This window comes from Amycolatopsis sp. NPDC024027 (assembly GCF_040638975.1).
In the GTDB taxonomy this organism is placed as follows: domain Bacteria; phylum Actinomycetota; class Actinomycetes; order Mycobacteriales; family Pseudonocardiaceae; genus Amycolatopsis.
Genome location: NZ_JBEZYY010000041.1, coordinates 1 through 19071, shown reverse-complemented (window position 1 = coordinate 19071; position 19071 = coordinate 1). Strand labels below are relative to the sequence as shown.

The 19071-nt window shown below is 71.8% G+C and carries 17 protein-coding genes; 4 read left to right on the top strand and 13 right to left on the bottom strand.

The window, feature by feature from the left end:
• Nucleotides 1-116 precede the first annotated feature (116 nt).
• The 4 genes from ruvX to AB0F52_RS48280 form a co-directional block, all read right to left on the bottom strand.
• Nucleotides 117-545 (bottom strand): Holliday junction resolvase RuvX, encoded by a 429-nt coding sequence (gene ruvX / locus AB0F52_RS48295; RefSeq protein WP_360186309.1) that lies wholly within the window; start codon nt 543-545, stop codon nt 117-119.
• 64 nt (nt 546-609) lie between these two features.
• A complete protein-coding gene (alaS, locus tag AB0F52_RS48290; protein WP_360186303.1) occupies nt 610-3270 on the bottom strand; it encodes an alanine--tRNA ligase in 2661 nt (886 codons plus the stop codon).
• A gap of 72 nt (nt 3271-3342) precedes the next feature.
• A complete protein-coding gene (locus tag AB0F52_RS48285; RefSeq protein WP_360186300.1) occupies nt 3343-3648 on the bottom strand; it encodes a hypothetical protein in 306 nt (101 codons plus the stop codon).
• Nucleotides 3645-4031, bottom strand: a complete 387-nt coding sequence (locus AB0F52_RS48280; protein ID WP_360186298.1) for a DUF948 domain-containing protein — start codon at nt 4029-4031, stop codon at nt 3645-3647. Before AB0F52_RS48280 ends, AB0F52_RS48285 begins: the two co-directional genes overlap by 4 nt.
• Before the next feature lie 129 nt (nt 4032-4160).
• On the opposite strand from AB0F52_RS48280, the gene AB0F52_RS48275 reads away from it, so the two are divergent.
• Nucleotides 4161-5042, top strand: coding sequence for a hypothetical protein (locus AB0F52_RS48275; protein ID WP_360186295.1), 882 nt, complete (start codon nt 4161-4163; stop codon nt 5040-5042).
• On the opposite strand, the gene AB0F52_RS48270 is transcribed toward AB0F52_RS48275, so the two are convergent.
• The 3 genes from AB0F52_RS48270 to AB0F52_RS48260 all read right to left on the bottom strand — a co-directional run bounded on the left by AB0F52_RS48270 (nt 5039) and on the right by AB0F52_RS48260 (nt 7796).
• A complete protein-coding gene (locus tag AB0F52_RS48270) occupies nt 5039-5884 on the bottom strand; it encodes an NAD(P)-dependent oxidoreductase (RefSeq protein ID WP_360186292.1) in 846 nt (281 codons plus the stop codon). The genes AB0F52_RS48275 and AB0F52_RS48270 overlap by 4 nt on opposite strands.
• Before the next feature lie 37 nt (nt 5885-5921).
• Nucleotides 5922-6299, bottom strand: coding sequence for a VOC family protein (locus tag AB0F52_RS48265; RefSeq protein ID WP_360186289.1), 378 nt, complete (start codon nt 6297-6299; stop codon nt 5922-5924).
• A 117-nt stretch (nt 6300-6416) separates the two neighbouring features.
• The gene (locus AB0F52_RS48260) at nt 6417-7796 is read right to left on the bottom strand and encodes a replication-associated recombination protein A (RefSeq protein WP_360186286.1); all 1380 of its coding nucleotides are present in this window, start codon (nt 7794-7796) and stop codon (nt 6417-6419) included.
• A gap of 142 nt (nt 7797-7938) precedes the next feature.
• On the opposite strand from AB0F52_RS48260, the gene AB0F52_RS48255 reads away from it, so the two are divergent.
• From AB0F52_RS48255 to AB0F52_RS48245, 3 genes are all read left to right on the top strand, one after another.
• Nucleotides 7939-8634 (top strand): TetR/AcrR family transcriptional regulator, encoded by a 696-nt coding sequence (locus AB0F52_RS48255; RefSeq protein ID WP_360186283.1) that lies wholly within the window; start codon nt 7939-7941, stop codon nt 8632-8634.
• A gap of 30 nt (nt 8635-8664) precedes the next feature.
• A complete protein-coding gene (locus AB0F52_RS48250; protein ID WP_360186280.1) occupies nt 8665-9873 on the top strand; it encodes a cytochrome P450 in 1209 nt (402 codons plus the stop codon).
• Between the two features lie 62 nt (nt 9874-9935).
• Entirely contained in the window at nt 9936-10664 is a 729-nt protein-coding gene (locus AB0F52_RS48245; RefSeq protein WP_360186278.1) for a YfcE family phosphodiesterase, read from the top strand.
• Here the strand turns inward: AB0F52_RS48245 and AB0F52_RS48240 are convergent.
• The 6 genes from AB0F52_RS48240 to AB0F52_RS48215 all read right to left on the bottom strand — a co-directional run bounded on the left by AB0F52_RS48240 (nt 10636) and on the right by AB0F52_RS48215 (nt 18844).
• Nucleotides 10636-11484: an SGNH/GDSL hydrolase family protein gene (locus AB0F52_RS48240; protein ID WP_360186306.1), complete on the bottom strand. Its 849-nt coding sequence runs from the start codon at nt 11482-11484 to the stop codon at nt 10636-10638. The two genes, AB0F52_RS48245 and AB0F52_RS48240, sit on opposite strands and share 29 nt — an antisense overlap.
• 631 nt (nt 11485-12115) lie before the next feature.
• Complete coding sequence (locus tag AB0F52_RS48235; protein ID WP_360186275.1) at nt 12116-13297, bottom strand: phosphotransferase; 1182 nt, start codon at nt 13295-13297, stop codon at nt 12116-12118.
• Nucleotides 13298-13376: 79 nt separating this feature from the next.
• Nucleotides 13377-14324 carry a DUF389 domain-containing protein gene (locus AB0F52_RS48230; RefSeq protein ID WP_360186272.1) on the bottom strand — a complete coding sequence of 316 codons (948 nt, stop codon included), beginning with the start codon at nt 14322-14324 and terminating at the stop codon, nt 13377-13379.
• Complete coding sequence (aspS, locus tag AB0F52_RS48225) at nt 14324-16099, bottom strand: aspartate--tRNA ligase (protein ID WP_360186269.1); 1776 nt, start codon at nt 16097-16099, stop codon at nt 14324-14326. Before aspS ends, AB0F52_RS48230 begins: the two co-directional genes overlap by 1 nt.
• A 95-nt stretch (nt 16100-16194) precedes the next feature.
• Entirely contained in the window at nt 16195-16797 is a 603-nt protein-coding gene (gene merB / locus AB0F52_RS48220) for an organomercurial lyase (protein ID WP_360186266.1), read from the bottom strand.
• 157 nt (nt 16798-16954) lie between these two features.
• A complete protein-coding gene (locus AB0F52_RS48215; RefSeq protein ID WP_360186264.1) occupies nt 16955-18844 on the bottom strand; it encodes an intein-containing Rv2578c family radical SAM protein in 1890 nt (629 codons plus the stop codon).
• Between the last annotated feature and the right edge of the window lie 227 nt (nt 18845-19071).

Sequence of the window (19071 nt, the reverse complement as noted above, 5' to 3'; positions counted from 1 at the left end):
CGCTTCCGCGGCTCGCGGGTCGGCGCGGCGCGGTGCGGGCCGGGACGGCGGCGGGGTGGCCGCTTCCGGCTCGCGCAGTCGCCGGCGCCCGCGTGGGGGTTCAGGTGGCTGCTCGTTCATCGGTCTCCCTCCCGGGCGCGGTGCGCAGCGGCGGCGTCGATCCAGGCCTGCAGGATCTCGACGGCGGCGGCCTGGTCGACCACCGCACGCTGCTTGCGGCCTTTGACCCCGCGCTGGGAGAGGATGCGGGATGCGGTGACCGTGGTCAGCCGCTCGTCGCCCAGCCGGACCGGCACGGGCGCTATCCGCCCGGCCAGGCGTTCAGCGTACGCGATCGCCAGCTCGGCCGCCGGACCCTGCCGGTTGGCGAGCGTTCTCGGCAGGCCCACGATCACCTCGACCACCCCGTGTTCGGTGACGAGGGCGGCCAGGTGGTCCAGGTCAGTGTCGTCGGTCGCATCGCGGGAGAGGGTAACCAATGGCGAAGCGAGCACCGGGGCCGGATCGCTCAGCGCCACCCCGACCCGGACGGATCCGACATCCACTCCGAGCCGACGGCCGCGCCCCGGATCGTCCTTGCCTGGCCGATCCGGGCCGCGGTTTCCGCGGTTAACCAATGCCGGCGATGGCCGAGCGGAGGGCGGTGACCGCCTCGGCCGCACCGGCCGGGTTCGTGCCCCCACCCTGGGCCATGTCGGGCTTGCCGCCGCCCCGCCCGCCGATCTTCTCGGCGAACGACGGCACGAGCTTGCCCGCCGCGATGCCCTTGTCCTGCGCCGGCTTCGTCGTCGCGACGACGAAGCTCAGCTTCTCGCCGGCCGGGGAGAACAGCGCCACCACACCGGGCCGCGCACCGAGCCGGCCGCGGATGTCGGAGGCGAGGGCGCGCAGGCCGTTGCCGTCGACGTCCGGGACGACCTCGGCGACGACCGTGACGCCGTTGATCTCCTGCGCCTTGTCGACCAGCGAGCCCGCCGAGCCCAGCACCTGCTGGGTCTTCAGCTGGGCGATCTCCTTCTCGGCGTTCTTCAGCCGGGTCAGGACGTCCTCGATGCGGCCGGGCAGCTGGTCCGACGGCACCTTGAAGGTGTTCGCCAGCTGCGAGACCAGCAGCTGCTCCTTGCGGACGTACTTCAGCGCGTCCGTGCCGACCAGCGCTTCGACGCGGTGCACGCCCGAGCCGATGGAGGCGTCGGAGACGAGCTTGACCAGGCCGAGCTGGCCGATCCGCTCGACGTGCGTGCCGCCGCAGAGCTCACGGGAGTAGTCGCCCATGTCGACCACGCGGACGTCGTTGCCGTACTTCTCGCCGAACAGCGCGACCGCGCCCAGTTCGAGGGCCTTGTCCTTGGTCGTGGTGTAGCTCTGCACCTCGACGTCGGTCTGCAGGTAGTCGTTGACCTCCTGCTCGACCTCGGTCAGCACGTCCGCCGACACCGAGCCCGGCGTGGTGAAGTCGAACCGCATGCGGCCCGGCGAGTTCAGCGAGCCCGCCTGCGCCGCGCGCTTGCCGTACGCGCCGCGGACGGCCGCGTGCACCAGGTGCGTCGCGGAGTGCGAGCGCTCGATGGACAGGCGGCGGTGCGTGTCGACCGAGCCGGTGAGCTTCGTGTCCAGGCCGACCTCGCCGTCGGTGACCTCGACGCGGTGCACGAACAGGCCCGGCACGATCTTCTGGACGTCCAGCACCTTCAGCTCGACGCCGTCGCCCAGCAGCACGCCGGTGTCCGCGACCTGGCCACCGCTCTCGGCGTAGAACGGCGTCCGGTCGAGGACGAGCTCCGCCTTCTTGCCCGCGGTGACGCTGCGGACCGGCTGGCCGTCTTCGAGCAGCGCGACGACCTTCGCCTCGGCCTGCAGGTCGGTGTAGCCGAGGAACTCGGTCTCGCCGTGCTGCTCCAGGACCTTGCGGTACTCCGAGAGGTCGCCGTGGCCGGTCTTGCGGGCCGCCGCGTCCGCCTTCGCCCGGGTCCGCTGCTCGTTCATGAGCGTGCGGAAGCCCTCTTCGTCGACGCTCAGGCCCTGCTCGGACGCCATCTCGAGGGTCAGGTCGATCGGGAAGCCGTAGGTGTCGTGCAGCTGGAACGCCTTGTCGCCGGCCAGCACGTCGCCGCCGCCGCGCTTGGTCTCCTCGGCCGCCATGTCGAAGATGCGCGACCCGCTCGTCAGGGTCGAGAGGAACGCCTCCTCCTCGATCCGGACGACCTCGTTGATGCGGTCGAAGCCGGAGACCAGCTCGGGGTAGGTCGGGCCCATCGTGTCGCGGACGACCTTCGCGAACTCCTGCAGCACCGGCTCCTGCACGCCCAGCAGGCGCGTGGACCGGACGATCCGGCGCAGCAGGCGGCGCAGCACGTAGCCGCGGCCGTCGTTGCCCGGGGTGACGCCGTCGCCGATCAGCATGACGCCGGTGCGGGCGTGGTCGGCGATGACGCGGAAGCGGACGTCGTCGGCGTGGTTCGAGCCGTAGCGGCGGCCGGAGAACTCCTCGGCGCGGCCGATGACCGGGCGGACGAGGTCGGTCTCGTAGACGTTCTCGACGCCCTGCAGGATCGTCGCGACGCGCTCGACGCCCATACCGGTGTCGATGTTCTTCTTCGGCAGCTCGCCGATCGGCTTGTGGCCCAGCTTCGGGCTCAGGTCGCCGCGGACGTCCTGCATGAAGACGAGGTTCCAGATCTCGATGTAGCGATCCTCGTCGGCGACCGGGCCGCCCTCCCGGCCGTACGCCGGGCCGCGGTCGTAGTAGATCTCCGAGCACGGGCCGCCGGGACCGGGCACGCCCATGTCCCAGTAGTTGTCCTTGCCGTCGCGGGCCTGGATCCGCTCGCCGGGCAGGCCGGTGAGCTTGCGCCACAGCCCGGCCGCTTCGGAGTCGTCGTTGTAGACCGTCGCCCAGATGCGCTCCGGGTCGAGGCCGAAGCCGCCTTCGGTCTGGGGCTTGGTGATCAGCTCCCAGGCCGCCTCGATGGCGCCTTCCTTGAAGTAGTCGCCGAAGGAGAAGTTGCCGGCCATCTGGAAGAACGTGTTGTGCCGGGTGGTCTTGCCGACCTCGTCGATGTCCGGCGTGCGCACGCACTTCTGCACGGAGGTCGCGCGCGGGTACGGCGGCGGCGCCTCACCGAGGAAGTACGGCTTGAACTGCACCATGCCGGCGTTGACGAACAGCAGGTTCGGGTCGTCGAGGATCAGCGGCGCGCTGGGCACGCGCGTGTGGCCCTTGCTCTCGAAATGGCGCAGGAAACGGTCGGTGATTTCGTGTGTGTCCACGGTCAGTCCTTGGTACCGGTGGTGCAGAACGGGGTCGGTGGCGACGGCGGAAGGGTTCCGGGCAGGCCCGGATCAGCCCTCCGCCCGGCGAGCTCGCCGGACCGGGCGCCGGGCCGCGGCGGCGTGCCGCCCCTCGGCGCGGGGCGTGGTCACGCCCGCCCGCTCCTCGACCATGTCGTGCAGCTCCTGTTCCCGCTCGTTCATGCCCGCGCGCACCTCGGCGCCGAACGAACCCACGGCGCCCGCCAGCTCGCGCACGGCGTCCCCCAGGTTCGATGCTAACCCGGCGGGAGTGGCCTGACGAGCGGTTTCGGCGGCCTTGCGGGACAGCGCGACGCCGGCGACGACCCCGACGCCGAGCCAGAACAGCCGCTTCATTTCCCGGCCTTCTTCGCGGCCTTCAAGGCGCTCTTCTTCTTGCGCGCCTTGATCGCCTTGCTGAGCCCGTAGGACAGGGCCGCGGTCTTGACCAGCGGCCCGCCCAGGGTGGCGGTGAACACCGACGCCAGCGCGGAAACGTTGCCCGTGACCGCCTGCGCGTTCGCGGTGATCCCGTCCACCCGCTCGAGCTGGGTGTTGACGTGCGTGATCGTCTCGTTCGCGCCGATCAGCAGCGGATCGGTGTTGCTGTTGGTGCGCTCGATCGCCTCGGTGGCCGCGTCCAGCGTCTTGCCGAGCTTGATCAGCGGGATCGCCAGCAGGACGACCAGCACCACGAATGCTCCTGCGGCGATCAACGCGGCGATCTGCCCTGCCGACACGGGCCCTCCTCGGTTCAGGGGTCGGGATGCCGACTGAGGTTACCGCCTGGCCGGGTCCCCGACCGTGTCACCCCGCCGGGCCCGGAAAACACGTCGCCCGGGGCCGCGGCCGCGCGGTACACCTGGGCGATGGAACACGACGACGGACCCGGGCGCCGGGTCCTTTCCGGACCGGGCGGCACGGCGGCCGAAGTGCTGGCCGCGTTGCCGGGTGCGGACCTGACCACGGTCCAGCTCGAGGTCGCGCGCCGTCGCGCGGCCCGGCTGTCCGGTCCCGACGTGCTGCGCCGCCACCGCGAAGACCGCTTCGCGGCGCCGAGCCCGTTGCCGTTCGCGCTGCTGCGCCGGGTCGAGGACGCCCTGCTCGGCGCCGCGACCGGCTTCGACCTGGTGACCCTCTCGCCGCTCGTCCCGCTCGGCACCCATTCGGCGGTGGCCGGGGTGGCCCAGCACCGGGTGGTGCCGACCGGCCGCGGCACCGAGGTCGCCGCCGACCCCACCACCGGCCTGGCCCTGGAGGCGGCGGTCCGGCGCTCATCGGAGGACGTCGTCCGGCTGGCCGCGGTGCAGCGCGTGGTGCGGGCCCAGCAGGTCCCGGCGGGGCTGTTCGCGCACTTCTCGCTGTTCGGCGCGGTGACGGCCGGCCGGGACACCGGCGATCTGGCCTTCGAGCGGCAGCACCTGGCCGAGCACGCCCGGCTGCTGGCCGCGGCGTGCCGGGCGCTGGGCGCGGCCGCGGCCGAGGTGCGCGTGACCGTGCTCGACCCCCGGTTCGAGGGCCTGCTCGACGCGGTGCCGGACGTGCCGGTCCGCCCCTTCCCGGAGCGCGAAGGCGGCCGGGGTGGGTACTACGAGGGCCTCTGCTTCAAGGTGTACGCGTCCTTCGGCGGCGAGCTCGCCGAAGTCGGTGATGGCGGCTTCACGCCGTGGACGCGGAAGCTACTGGGCAACGCGAAGGAACGCTTCTTGACCAGCGCCCTGGGTGTGGACCGGCTCGCGACGCTCCTCTAACGCTCCTTCACCACCGCGCGGTACAGCGCCGCCATGTCCTCGTCGCCGTGGCCGGCCTCGACGGCTGCCTCCAGGTGCGCGAGGACCGCTTTCGCGCCCGCCATGTCGACGTCTTCGCCCGCCGCCTCCACCACCAGGCGGGCGTCCTTCGCCGCCAGGCTCGCGGGGAAGGCCGGCGGGTACTCGCCCGACAGCATCGCGCCGCCCTTCACGTGCGCGTAGCCGACGTCGAGGCCGCCGCCCTCGATCGTCTCCAGGAACAGGGCCGGGTCCAGGTCCAGCGCGCGGGCCAGGCCGAGGCTTTCGGCCGTCGCGTTGGTCAGCGCCAGCACCCAGGCGTTCAGCACCAGCTTCAGGCGGCTGCCGTTGCCTGCCGGGCCGAGCCATCGGGTCTTGATGGCGACCGCGTCGAACACCGGGGTGGCCTTGGGCCGGGCCTCCTCCGGGCCGGACGCCAGCACCTGCAGCTGCGCCTGCTCCGCGGGCTGCCGGGTGCCGAGCACCGGCGCGTCCACGAACACCACGCCCGCCTCCTCCGCCAGCGCGGCGAGCCGGCCGGTCCAGTCGAGGCCGACCGTGCTCATCTGCAGCCACAACGTCCCCGAAGCGGGCGAAGCGGCTTCGAACGCCTCGGCGACGGCAGGGCCGTCGGCGAGCATGGTCACCAGGGTGTCCGCGCCTTCGGCCGCCGACGCCGCCGATTCGGCGACCGTGGCAATGTCGGAGAGCGGCTCGGCCTTTTCCCGGGTCCGGTTCCAGACCCGGACGTCGAGGCCCGCCTTGGCGATGTTGGCCGCCATCGGGGCGCCCATGATCCCGGTTCCGAGAAACGCGACAGTCATGCCGCCATCGTGCCGAAGCCGGGCCGCGCCCGCGCGCTCAGTAGTCGCCCAGGAGGCAGAACGGGTGGCCCGCCGGATCGGCGTAGACGCGCCAGCCCCGGCCGCCGAGGTCGGGGTCGAGCAGCCGGCCGCCGCCGGCCAGGACCACTTCGTGCGACTCCCGGAAGTCGTCGACCTCGAAGTCGAGGTGGAACTGCTGCGGGAAGGCCGGGTCCGGCCAGCGCGGCGGCCGGTGGTCGAGGGCTCGCTGGAAGCCCAGGACCAGCCCGTCCACGTGCAGGGTCGACCAGTCCTCGTCCACGCGCCACCGCGGGTCGGGGCGATCCACCTCGCCGCCGAGCAGAGCCTGGTAGAAGCGGGCGAGGACCAGCGGTTCCGGACAGTCCAAGACGATGCACTGCAGCGTCGCGGGCACGGGCACGCCTCCTGCGGGGTTCGGGTCACCTTCCAGGCGTGCAGCTTACGAAACCCGCTGATCTCGGCCGCCGCGGCCCGCGAAGGTGATCAGGGGCCGACGATCCGTCCGTTCGGCTCACCGGTCGCCGCGGATCGTCCGGCGCAGCTTGGGGACGCGGTCGGCGAGGGTCCGCTCGGCCCCGCGCTCGGTGGGCTCGTAGTAGTCGCGGCCGACCAGTTCGTCCGGCGGGTACTGCTGCGCCAGCACGCCCTCCGGCACGTTGTGCGGGTACCGGTAGCCCTGGGCGTTGCCCAGTTTCTTCGCCCCCGCGTAGTGCCCGTCGCGCAGGTGCGGCGGCACCGTGCCGGCCAGCCCCGCGCGGACGTCCGCCAGCGCGGCGTCGATGCCCTTGATCACCGAGTTCGACTTCGGCGCCGTCGCCAGGTGCACGGTGGCCTGCGCCAGCGCCAGCCGGCCCTCCGGCATGCCGATGAACTGGACCGCGTGCGCGGCCGCCACGGCGGACTGCAGTGCCGTCGGGTCGGCCATCCCGATGTCCTCGCTGGCGTGCACCACCAGCCGTCGCGCGAGGAACCGCGGATCCTCCCCCGCTTCGATCATCCGGGCCAGGTAGTGCAGCGCGGCGTCCACATCGGACCCGCGGATCGACTTGATGAACGCGCTGATCACGTCGTAGTGCTGGTCGCCGTCGCGGTCGTAGCGCACCGCCGCCTTGTCCACTGTGGATTCGACGGTGGCCAGGTCGATCGTCTTCGCCTCGGTGGCCGACGCCGCGTCCGCCGCCGCTTCCAGGGCGGTGAGGGCGCGGCGGGCGTCCCCGCCCGCGAGCCGGACGAGGTGGGCGCGCGCGTCCTCGGTCAGCGTCAGTTCGCCGCCGAGACCGCGCTCGTCGGCGAGCGCGCGCTCGATCAGCTCCGTGATGTCCGCGTCGGTCAGCGGGCGCAGCTGCAGCACCAGCGACCGCGACAGCAACGGCGACACGACGGAGAAGGACGGGTTCTCGGTCGTCGCCGCGACGAGCAGCACCGTGCGGTCCTCGACCGCGCCGAGCAGCGCGTCCTGCTGGGTCTTGGAGAACCGGTGCACCTCGTCGATGAACAGCACGGTGTTCTCGGCGTTGTACTGGCGCCGCCGGCGCGCCTCCTCGATCACGCCGCGGACTTCCTTGACGCCGGCCGAGAGCGCGGACATCGCGACGAACCGGCGGCCGGTCGCGATCGAGACGAGGTTGGCCAGCGTCGTCTTGCCCGTGCCGGGCGGGCCGTAGAGCAGCACCGACGCCGGCGCGGCGCCCTCCACCAGCCGCCGCAGCGGGGCGCCTTCGCGCAGCAGGTGCTGCTGACCGACGACCTCGTCGAGTGACCGCGGCCGCATCCGGACCGCCAGCGGCGAACTCGCCGGGTCGGCCTGCGGTTCCGCGCCCGCGTTCGACGTCGTGCGCTCCGGCGGAGGCGCGATGTCGGCGTTCACGGTGAAGAGCTCGTCCTGTGCCACGGAGATGACGTTAACCGACTCCACCGACAGAACCGCTTGCCCCGGTACCCGGATCGGCGCTACCGTCGTTCTGACCGGTTGACCGAAAGTGCGATTTGCGTCAACCAGTCAAATGCTCAACGAAAACCACAGGTGGAGACGCATGAGCCATCCCAACCGCGAGCGTGCCGACCGGATCCTGGACGCGGCGGGCGAGCTGCTGCTGCGCATGGGCTACCGCAAGGTGGCGGTCGACGACATCGCGCGGGCGGTCGGCATCGGCAAGGGCACCGTCTACCTGCACTGGCGCAACAAGGAGCTGCTGTTCCAGGCGCTGCTGATGCGGGAGTCGGCCGACCTGACCGACGAGCTGCTGGCCACGATCAAGGCCGACCCGGCGATGATCCTGCCCCACCGGATGATCCCGGGCTCGTTCCTGATCACCCACCGCCGCCCGCTGGTGATGGCGATGCTGCGCGGCAATGCGGAGATGTTCGGCTCGCTGGGCGATGTCGCCCTGAAGAAGCAGCAGGACCAGCTGGGCATGCGGTTCGAGGAGGTGATGCTCCGGCACGGGCTGATCCGCGCGGACGTCCCCCACCTGAACTACGCGCTCCACGCCGCGACGCTCGGCTTCTACCTGGGCGACACGCTTTCGGACGAGTTCGATGGCATCCCCCTGCAGGAGAAGGCGAACGTCCTCGCCCACCTGATCCGCACCGCGTTCGAACCACCGGGGGAGCCCGATCCGGCCGCGGTCGCGACGGTGGCGGCGGAATTGAGTTCGGCGCTCGAGGAGCTCGTCTCGGGCTATCGCAACGGGATCTACGCACACGATCCCGCCAACGCACCCGGCTGATCCCGGGGCCACACGGGGAAAGGGGCGGAAATGACCACCACACTCGCCGACACCTGGGGGCTGCACGAGGCCCAGTTCTGGCTGCGGGGGAAGCAACCGGAGAAGCGCGTCGAGTTCGCCGCGGAACTGGGGATGTGGAACGTCTACGGGCACCCGGAGATCGAAGGAATCCTCCGCGACCCGGCGACCTTCTCGTCCGACACCACCCGGCTGATCCCCGAGGAGATGCTGGCGGACCCCGACTACGACATGTCGACGGGCAGCATCCTGCAGCTGGACCCGCCGCTGCACAACAAGATGCGCAAGCTCGTCAGCCGCGCGTTCACCCCCAAGGTGGTGGCGGACCTCGAACCGAGGATCGCCGCGATCACCCACGAGCTGCTGGACGCGATCCCGCCCGGCGACCGGCTGGAGCTGGTCGAGCACCTGGCCTACCCGCTGCCGGTGATCGTGATCGCCGAGCTGCTGGGCGTCCCGGCGAGCGACCGGACCCTGTTCAAGGGCTGGGTGGACAAGATGTTCGAGTCCGCCAACCAGATTTCGCTGGTGAAGAGGGACGAGCAGCAGGACGCGGCGATCCGGGCGTCCCAGGAAGGCCAGAAAGCGCTCGCCGGCTACCTCGGCGTGCACGTCGACGAGCGGCGGAAGCAGCCGCGGGAAGACCTGCTGACGAAGCTGGTCGAGGCCGAGCTGGACGGCGAACGGCTGTCCCGCTCCGACGTCGTCAACTTCGCGAACATCCTGCTGCTGGCCGGCCACATCACCACCACGATGCTGCTCGGCAACGCGGTGCTGTGCCTGGACACGCACCGGGAGTGGGACGAACGGGTGCGCGCGGACCGCTCGCTCGTGCCACCGATGATCGAAGAGTCGCTGCGGTACCTGACGCCGTTCGCCGCGGTGGCCCGCGTGACCATGCGGGAGGTCGAGGTCGGCGGCGTCACGGTGCCGGCCGACCAGATGCTGCTCTGCTGGGTGGCGGCGGCCAACCGCGACGAGCGGGTGTTCCACGACCCGGACACGTTCGACCCGTTGCGCGCGGAAAACCCGCACCTGGCCTTCGGCCGCGGGATCCACTTCTGCATCGGCGCGCCGCTCGCGCGGCTGGAAGGCCGGGTGGCGCTGGACATCCTGCTCGACCGCTACCCGAAGCTGCGCACGGTCCCGGGTGAGCCGCCGAAGTTCCAGGTCAACCCCAACATGACCGGAGTGCGTGAGCTGCCGCTCACGACGAAGTAGGCCGGTTGCGCCCTGGGCGAAATCGCTCGCCCGGGGCGCTCGGCTTGCCCGATGGTGGACCGGTGAACGTGGCGGTGCTGGCGGACATCCACGGGGTCCTCCCGGCGCTGGAGGCGGTCCTGGCGGAGCCGGACGTCCGGGCGGCGGAGAAGATCGTGCTGCTCGGCGACCTGCTCGCCGGGCCGATGCCCGTCGAAACCCTCGAGCGGCTCCAGGCGCTCGGCGATCGCGCGGTGTGGGTGCGCGGCAACGCCGACCGCGAGCTGGCCGAATCCGCGCGCACCGGCGGCTCGTTCGTCCCGGACCCGATCTTCCCGTGGGCGGCGAAGCAGCTGCGGCCGGCCGACCTCCCGGTGCTCGACGCGCTGCCGCTGACGGTGACCGTGGACGGCGTGCTGTTCTGCCACGCCACCCCGCGCGACGACACCGAGATCGTGCTCGTCGACTCTTCTCCGGAGCGCTGGGCGGAGGTGCTGGACGGCGTTTCCGCGTCGACGGTGGTCTGCGGGCACACGCACATGCCGTTCGTGCGGCTCGCCGACCGGCGGCTGGTGGTGAACCCCGGCAGCGTCGGCATGCCGTACGGGACAAGCGGTGCGCACTGGGCCCTGCTCGGCGACGGCGTCGAGTTGCGGCGCACGGAGTACGACGTCGAGGCGGCGTGCCGGTTCCTCGCGGAGCACTGCGCGTACCCGGACATCGAGGAGTGGGCGGACTTCTTCGTCCGCAACCCGGCTTCGGACGTGGAAGCGCTGCGGGTGTTCAGCGGCCGCGGAACGAGTTCCACATGATGACGGCGGCGTAGGGCAGGAATTCGCGGCCGCGGCGCCAGAGCCACGGGATTCCCTTGAGCACCAGCCAACCCACGTGTCCGGTGGCGCTCGGCTCGACCCCGCCACCGCAGGTGAGGCTCACCGGTTCCGGAACCGCGAACCCGGCGTCGGCGAGCAGCCCGGTGAAGCCGTTCGCGAGCATGCGGTGGCCCAGTTCGGAGGGGTGCAGCCGGTCGACGCTCCAGGACGCCAGGTCGTAGGCCCCGGGCAGCCGGCCGAGATCGAGGCAGGGCACGCCCTCCCGCGCGACGACGTCGTCGATGGCGGCGTTGAGTTCGGCGACGCGGGCGCTGAGAGCGCGTTTCAGCGACGGCGGGAGGCGGAAGACCTTGCTGTGGTCGTGGAAGCGGACGGGCAGCACGGTGGTCCCGGCCTCGCGAAGGCGCCGGATCACCTCGGTGAGGTCGGCGGCGATCCGAGCGGCGTCGAAGTCCGGACGCAGGGTGTCGTTCATCCCGGCGACGAGCAGAGCCACATCGGCCCGGTGAGCAACGGCGGCGGGAACCTGTTCGGTGAGCACGCACCGCATCCGGGCCCCGGCGAACGAGGGATTGAGATAGCCGCTGTCATCAACCCCAAGAGCGGCGGCGACCAGCGGACCGACACCGCGCCATCCCGCACGCCGAGGAAGCGGATCACCGAGCCCCACGGCGGTGGAGTCACCGAGGACGGCAAGCCGCCGGGCCCGCTTGAGCGGCGCGACGGCGGCCAGCGGCGGCCGGGACGGTTCGGGCAGGGGGGTGACATCGACGCTCATCACGGTCACGCACACGACCATCGGCCACCCAGGCTCACACCCGGTGAGGACGAGGTAACGCGCCCACGACACCGGGCCTAATTCTTGACGCGCACCTCACAGAGGCCGGAAATTTCCTGTCCGGCGAGGTCGGAGGCGGCGGCCAGGGTGCTTGGCACGGCGCGGGTTGCGAGGCGAGAGCAGGGGCGCTCAGCGCCCAACCCTCAGCGCTCTGCCACTCCGCAACAACGGTTCACGCACAACGCCCCTCCGGCCACACCCCCCGGCCACACCCCCTGCCGACCGCCCGGCCACACCCCCCTGCCGACCCGATACGCAGCCGCATCAGCGGCCGTCAGGCCGTGTCAAGGCACGCTTTCCCGCCTTGACACGGCCTGACGGCCGTTGAACAATCCGGCGTTCGGGCCGGCGGGAAGACCCCGGAAGAGCCCCCCGACACAGCCCGCCCGACACAGCCCGCCCGACACAGCCCGCCCGACACAGCCCGCCCGACACAGCCCGCCCGACACAGCCCGCCCGACACAGCCCGCCCTCCCTGGGGGCTGCCCCCGCTTCCAGCGTATCCCCGCCACCCGACAAAAACCCCGGCCCAAACCCGCAAACCGGCCCACCCATCAACACCCCGGCCAACTTGTGGACAAACCCCGGGAAATCACCGGAACGCGGGATAAAACGCCAGATCAGCATGCGGTCCCAGCCGAGCCGCAAGCCCCGCCGCCACCCGCGCCGCGAACTCCGAAACCGCCCCCATCCGGACATACCCGGCATGCTTCGCCAAATCCCGCCACCAAGTCACGAACGCCGCCTCCCGGCTGACCGGCGCAGCGTGCCGGGACAGGTTCAACGCCCCCAGCTCCTCCCCCGTGATCAGCCAAACCCGCAGCAGCTCACTGCACGTCAGATGCGCCGCAAGAACCTCGTCGTCGGCAAAAGCGGGCCACACCCCGACCACTTCAGCCCGCCAAGCAGCGATCATCGCTTCGCTCATCCCCGCCGGCAGGGCGAGCGCGTCCGGCCAGCTCGCGAACGGCAGCCTCAGGTGGGCCGCGTCGTCCAGGGCCGAGCGAACCCGGCCGTTCTCGAAGTCGAGGAACCGCACCCCCTGGCCGGTCACCAGGTTGTTGTCCGGGCTCAGCTCGACCGGGCTGAACGCCCGGAACCCCGCCGCGCGGGACTGCTCGACCGCCGCCGTCACCTGCGCGAGCACCTCGTCCGGCACCGGAATGCCCAGGCGCTCCTGAATCAGCGAAGGGACCCGTGAACACAACGCATCGACGCCGTCGGAATCGCCCTTCGCCGGGCCGCCCAGGCGCCGCAGCAGCGCGTTGAAGTCCGCTTCGCGGCCGGCCGTGCTCGCGTGGAGGCGTCCCAGCGACCGGGCCCAGGACAGCAGCGCACGCTCGGCCGCGCGGGAGTCGCGGGCGTAGAGCTCGTCCTCCAGCGTCGGCGTGCGGCCGAGGTCCTCCAGCACGAGCACGCGGTCGCGGCCGTCGTGGGCCACCAGTTCCGGGCACATCCGCTCGTCCGGGGCCAGCGCCGTGAACAGCTGGTAGCTGACCGCCTCCTGGGCGAACGGGTCGGCGCCGGACTCCGGCCGGTCCGGGTAGTGCTTGATGACGAGCGTGCGGGGCAGCGCGAACGACGACACCACCCGCGCCCGGACCACCGTGGCCGGCCCGCTCCCCGCCAGGTCCTCGGGCGAGACCAGCGTGATCGCGCTGCCGAACCGGCGTGAGAGAACGGACTCGCCCGCCGCGACCGCCGCGGCGATGGCGAGCTGCTCGGCTCCTGCCCCGACTCCAGCGTCGCCGGCGGAGGAGGTGTCGACTGTCATTGTCACCGACCCTACTCGTGACTGAGCAACCATGACTACTGACATCCGGACAAAAAGCGGCATCCCCGCCGGAGACGGGTCACCCGCGTGAAAGCGGACGCATTCCCACCGGTGAACGTTGCCCATTCCGGCGCAGGATCAACACAATGGCCGCTGCTGCAACGATTCCGAGAAGGTTGACCAGCAGCTGCCCAACGGACTGGAGGCACCGGCTCCAGTCCCCCGCCACGGCCGCGACGACCGCGTAGCCCGCGGCCGGCACCGTGGTCACCGAGATGAACACGCCCACCAGCGCGGCCGACTTCGCCGATGTCATGGCGAGCATCCCCGCGGCACCGGCGAGCATCGCCACGACCAGCGACGGCGCCCCGACGGAAAACACGAAATCGACCTCGTTGTGCTGCTGCAGCTCGAACGCCTTCTCGCCGAAGACGTCCGTCGCCCGCACCAGCAGGACGCCGCCCAGCGTGACCACCATGGCCAGGGGAAACCCGATGCCGAGCGCGGCCACGGCCTGCCGGATCAGCTGCCGGTGCCGCAGCACCAGGCCGACGGCGAGCGCCGCCAGCGGCCCGAACTCCGGCCCGACGACCATCGCGCCGACGATCGTCACCGAGGAGTCGGTGAGCACGCCGACGGCGGCGAGCAGGCACGCGATGGTGAGGAACGCCAGAAACGTCACGTTCAGCCGCGACTCCTCACCCGTGCGGCCGAGCAGCTCCTGCCAGACGACGGCGTCGGCCGCCTCGCCCGGCGCCGCCTCCTCCGCCTCGTCGGCGGCGTCGGACAGCGCGGTATCGAGCGCTTCGAGCGTGATGCCGCCGGTGTGGTCGAGGTCGAGCACGCACAGCGCGTCGACGATCTCGTCCGCCGCTTCGCGGGCGATGTCGGCCTCGACCAGGTCACCCGCCGGCTCCACGGCGGCACCGCGGTGCACGATGAGGTGCGCGGTGCCGGCGTGGGCCCGCAGGATCTCGAGCGCCTCGGCGGTCTTGTCCGACGGGCACACGGCCCTGAGGTGCAGCACTAGTTCGGCGGGGCGGCGGCAGGCTTCGCGTCGATCCCGGCTTCCTTGCGCTGCTGCGCGGTGATCGGCGCGGGCGCGGCGGTCAGCGGGTCGTACCCGCCGCCGGTCTTCGGGAACGCGATGACGTCACGCAGCGAGTCGGCCTTGGCCAGCAGCATGACGATGCGGTCCCAGCCGAACGCGATGCCGCCGTGCGGCGGGGGGCCGAAGGCGAAGGCGTCGAGCAGGAAGCCGAACTTCTCCTGCGCCTCTTCCTCGCCGAGGCCCATCAGGCTGAAGACGCGCTTCTGGACGTCGCCGCGGTGGATACGGATCGAGCCGCCGCCGATCTCGTTGCCGTTGCAGACGATGTCGTAGGCGTAGGCCAGCGCGTTGCCCGGGTCCTGCTCGAACTTGTCGATCCACTCCGGGGTCGGCGAGGTGAACGCGTGGTGCACCGCGGTCCACTTGCCGGAGCCGACGGCGACGTCGTCGCCGATGTCCTCGACCGGCGCGAACAGCGGCGCGTCGACGACCCACACGAACGACCAGGCGTTTTCGTCGATCAGGCCGAGCCGCTTGCCGATCTCGTCGCGCGCGGCGCCGAGCAGCGGCTGCGTCGAAGCGGCCTTGCCCGCGGAGAAGAAGATGCAGTCGCCCGGCTTCGCGCCCGCCGCGGCGGCGACGTTCTCGCGCTCGGTCTCGGACAGGTTCTTGGCGACCGGGCCGCCGAGCGTGCCGTCCTCGTTGACGAGGATGTACGCGAGGCCGCGCGCGCCGCGCTGCTTCGCCCACTCCTGCCAGGCGTCGAGCTGGCGGCGCGGCTGGCCCGCCCCGCCGGCCATGACGACCGCACCGACGTAGGGCGCCTGGAAGACGCGGAACGGCGTGTCGGCGAAGAACTCCGTCATGTCGGTGATCTCGAGGTCGAAGCGCAGGTCCGGCTTGTCGGAGCCGTACTTGGCCATCGCCTCGTGGTAGGTGATGCGCGGGATGGGCCGCGGGATCTCGTGCCCGATCAGCTTCCACAGCGCCGAGACGATGTCCTCGCCCAGCGCGATGACGTCGTCCTGCTCGACGAAGCTCATCTCGATGTCGAGCTGGGTGAATTCGGGCTGCCGGTCGGCGCGGAAGTCTTCGTCGCGGTAGCAGCGGGCGATCTGGTAGTACCGCTCCATGCCGCCGACCATGAGCAGCTGCTTGAACAGCTGCGGCGACTGCGGCAGCGCGTACCAGGAGCCCGGCTTGAGGCGGGCGGGCACCAGGAAGTCGCGCGCGCCTTCGGGCGTCGAGCGGGTCATCGTCGGGGTCTCGATCTCGACGAAGTCCTGGGCGTGCAGCACCTCGCGCGCGGCGCGGCTGACCTCGCTGCGCAGCCGCATGGCCGCGGCCGGGCCGCTGCGGCGCAGGTCGAGGTAGCGGTGCTTGAGGCGGATCTCCTCGCCGACGTCGACGCGGTCGTCGATCGGGAACGGCAGCGGCGCGGACTCGGACAGCACCTCGAGCCCGGTCGCGAGGACCTCGATCCCGCCGGTGGGGATCTCGGCGTTGGCGTTGCCCTCGGGCCGCTCGGCGACCTCACCGACGATCTTCACGCAGAACTCCGAGCGCAGCGCGTGCGCGCGCTCGGCCATCTCGCCCTCGCGGAAGACGACCTGGGCGACGCCGCTGGCATCGCGGAGGTCGATGAAGATGACGCCGCCGTGATCGCGCCGCCGGGCCACCCATCCGGTGAGGGTGACGGTCTGTCCGGCCTGTCCGGCACGCAGGGTGCCGGCGTTGTGAGTGCGGAGCACTGCGACTGCTCTCCTTCGACATGGGTGGTTCTCGCTGCTTGAAGGCTAACGAACCACCCACCCTACGACGTCGGCAGGCTCGCCCGGCGCGGTGGTCAGAGGACGTACTTGGGCCGGGTCTCCAGCGCCGCGACCAGGCGGTGGGCCTGGGTCAGGTAGGCGGCCACCTGGTAGATGCGCCCGCCCGGGTGCGCCACCAGCCAGCTCGCCGCCGCCGTGGCGGAGGCGAAGAACGGCTGCCCCGCGCAGGCCATCGCGTCGGCCCTGTCGAGCCCGAACCCGAGGTCGACCGCCGCGACCACCGCCGAGGGCGGGTCGGCCAGCAGGATCGCGTTCGGCACCAGTTCGATGCGGATGCGCGTGCCGGTGACCGGGCAGATCGCCGTCGCGTGGACGCGCTCGCCGGTCGCGATGGCCAGCAGGAACATGTCGACCGTGCCGTCCGGGCCCGCACCGAGGGTGCCTTCGGCAGGCTCGATGCGGTGGTGGGCGCCGCGGGGGGCCGGGCCGGTCGACACCAGGTCGCGGTGCAGGGTGAACCCGATCAGCTCGACCAGCCGCCGGGCCTCGATCGGGGTGACGCCGACGGTCGCGGCGAGCCGGTCGACGCCGACCGGGTGCCGGCCGGCCCGGGTCAGCTTCAGGGCGGCCCAGGCGAGCCGGGCGGCTGCGACACGATCGGTCTGCGAAGTCGTCATCGTCCGGCTCCTTCCGGGCTCGATCCCTTCGACGTTAGGCGCCGGTGAGGCGGGACGACAACGACACGATCGGACATTTTGCCGCAAACCGAAGACACCGGGCCACAATCGCCCCGAACGGCCCAGTACGTCACCCACCGGGTCCACAAGGGACTCCTCAGAGCAGGCGCAGCTGCTCCGCCGGAGCGGCCTCGGCCGCCGGCAGCTCGGGACCGCGCGCCTCGAAACCGGGCTTGCGGTCCAGGCCGTGCCGCCGCAGCAGCGGGCCGACCCGCTCGGCGAGCCCCTCCCGGTAGGCCTTCCGCACGTAACTGCCCCGCGCGTACAGCTCCCGGTACCGCGGCACGAGCTCCGGGTGCGAGCCCGCCAGCCAGCGGCCGAACCACTCCCGCGCCCCGGGCCGCAGGTGCAGCGCGAACGCCGTGACGCTCGTCGCGCCGACGTCGGCGAGCTGGGCGAAGAGCGCGTCCAGCGCCTCCTCGGAGTCGGTCAGCCACGGGAGCACCGGCGCCACCAGCACCGAGCACGGCAGCCCGGCCTCGCGCGCCTTGCGGACCAGCTCCAGCCGCGCCCGCGGGCTCGGGGTGCCGGGTTCGAGGCGGTGCTGCAGCTCTTCGTCGAGCAGCGCGATCGACACCGCGAGCCCCACCGGCACGTCCCGGGCGACGTCCCGCAGCAGCGGCAGGTCCCGGGCCAGCACCGTGCCCTTGGTCAGCACCGACAGCGGCGTGCCGGACCGCGCCAGGGCGGTGATGATGCCCGGCATCAGCCGGTAGCGGCCCTCGGCGCGCTGGTAGGGGTCGGTGTTGGTGCCCATCGCGACGTGCTCCCGCCGCCACGACGGCTTCTTCAGCTGCGCGGCCAGCACCTGCGGCGCGTTGACCTTGACGACGACCTGCGTGTCGAAGTCGCGGCCGGCGTCGAAGTCGAGGTAGGTGTGGGTGTTCCGGGCGAAGCAGTTGTGCGACACCATGCCGTCGGCCACGAAGTCGCCGGTGCCGGTGGTGATGTCGAACAGCGGCAGCTGCAGGCCGAGCGGTTCGATCGCCTCCACGCGGCGCCGGCTCGAGCCGATCGCCGCGCCTTCGAGCGACCGCTTCCACGGCACGGCGGGGTTGCTCACGTGGAAGAACCGGAGCACCTCGCCGACGCCGCCGAGCAGCCGGATCTCCTGGCGCGTCGGGAACTTCGGCACCTCGTCGAGCTGGTGGGCGAAGCCGAAGCGGGCGAGCGCGGCGGTGAAGGCGTCGGCGATCTCGGGCTCGTCGTGCGCGACCGCGAGGACGCCCCGGCCGTAATCGCCCGCGAGGTCGAAGACGCCGGCGAGGAACCCGCGCTGCCAGTGGGCGTCCGGATCCGGCGGTACCTTGAGAAAACCGACCGACGCCCCGAAGTCCGGCAGGTATTCCAGCGCCCGCGCGGCGGCGTCCGGCTCCGCGGCGAACCCGCCGGAGCGCAGCATCCCGCACAGGTAGCCGGCCCGGTAGCCGAGCGTCTCGTCCGGCGTCGGCGCGAACCGGCCGACGCCGATCAGCTCGGTGCCGGGCTCCAGGTGCGGCCGCTGGGCGGCGCCGAACTTGCTGCCGGTGACGTGTTTCCAGCCCTTGCTCGTGAGGAACCGGTGATCGCCGCCGGCGACGAGCCGGGTGCCGTCTTCGAGGGTCACGCGGTAGGCGGCGCGCAGGGTGGTCCAGTGCGCCTCGACCCGGGTCGGCACCAGCCGCCGGGACGCGCCGTGGCCGCGGGTGCCGTAGATCTCGTCGCCGACCTTCAGGTCGGACAACGCCTTCGTGCGGCCGTCGGCCATCAGGATCCGGGTGCCGCCTTCGAGGCAGTAGGTGCAGGCGTGCGAGCAGCCGCGGTACGGGTTGACGGTCCAGCCGAAGGGCACCCCGGAGCCGGCGGGCACCTTGTTCAGCACCGACCGCGCGTGCACCTCGTGAAAGGTGACGCCGTCGAATTCCGGTGACCGCACCGAGCGCACCAGGCCCTCGAGCCCGGGCAGTGCCGGTTCACCTTCCCCTGTCCGCTGCCGATCCCATCGCACGGCGCCAGTCGAACATATGTTCTAGACGGGTGTCAAACCGGTTCGGGACAAGCGGATCACGTGGTGCTGGTGTGACTGCTGGGGTCCGACCGAGCGCCTCCGACGTCGCGAATGACTCATTCGGGACCCCCGACGTCCCGAATGGCCGAGCCCGACGGCCTGCGCTAGTAGGGAGAACCCCCGTATCCACCGGGGGTGAACAGGACCCCGAACAGGCCGGGCAGCAC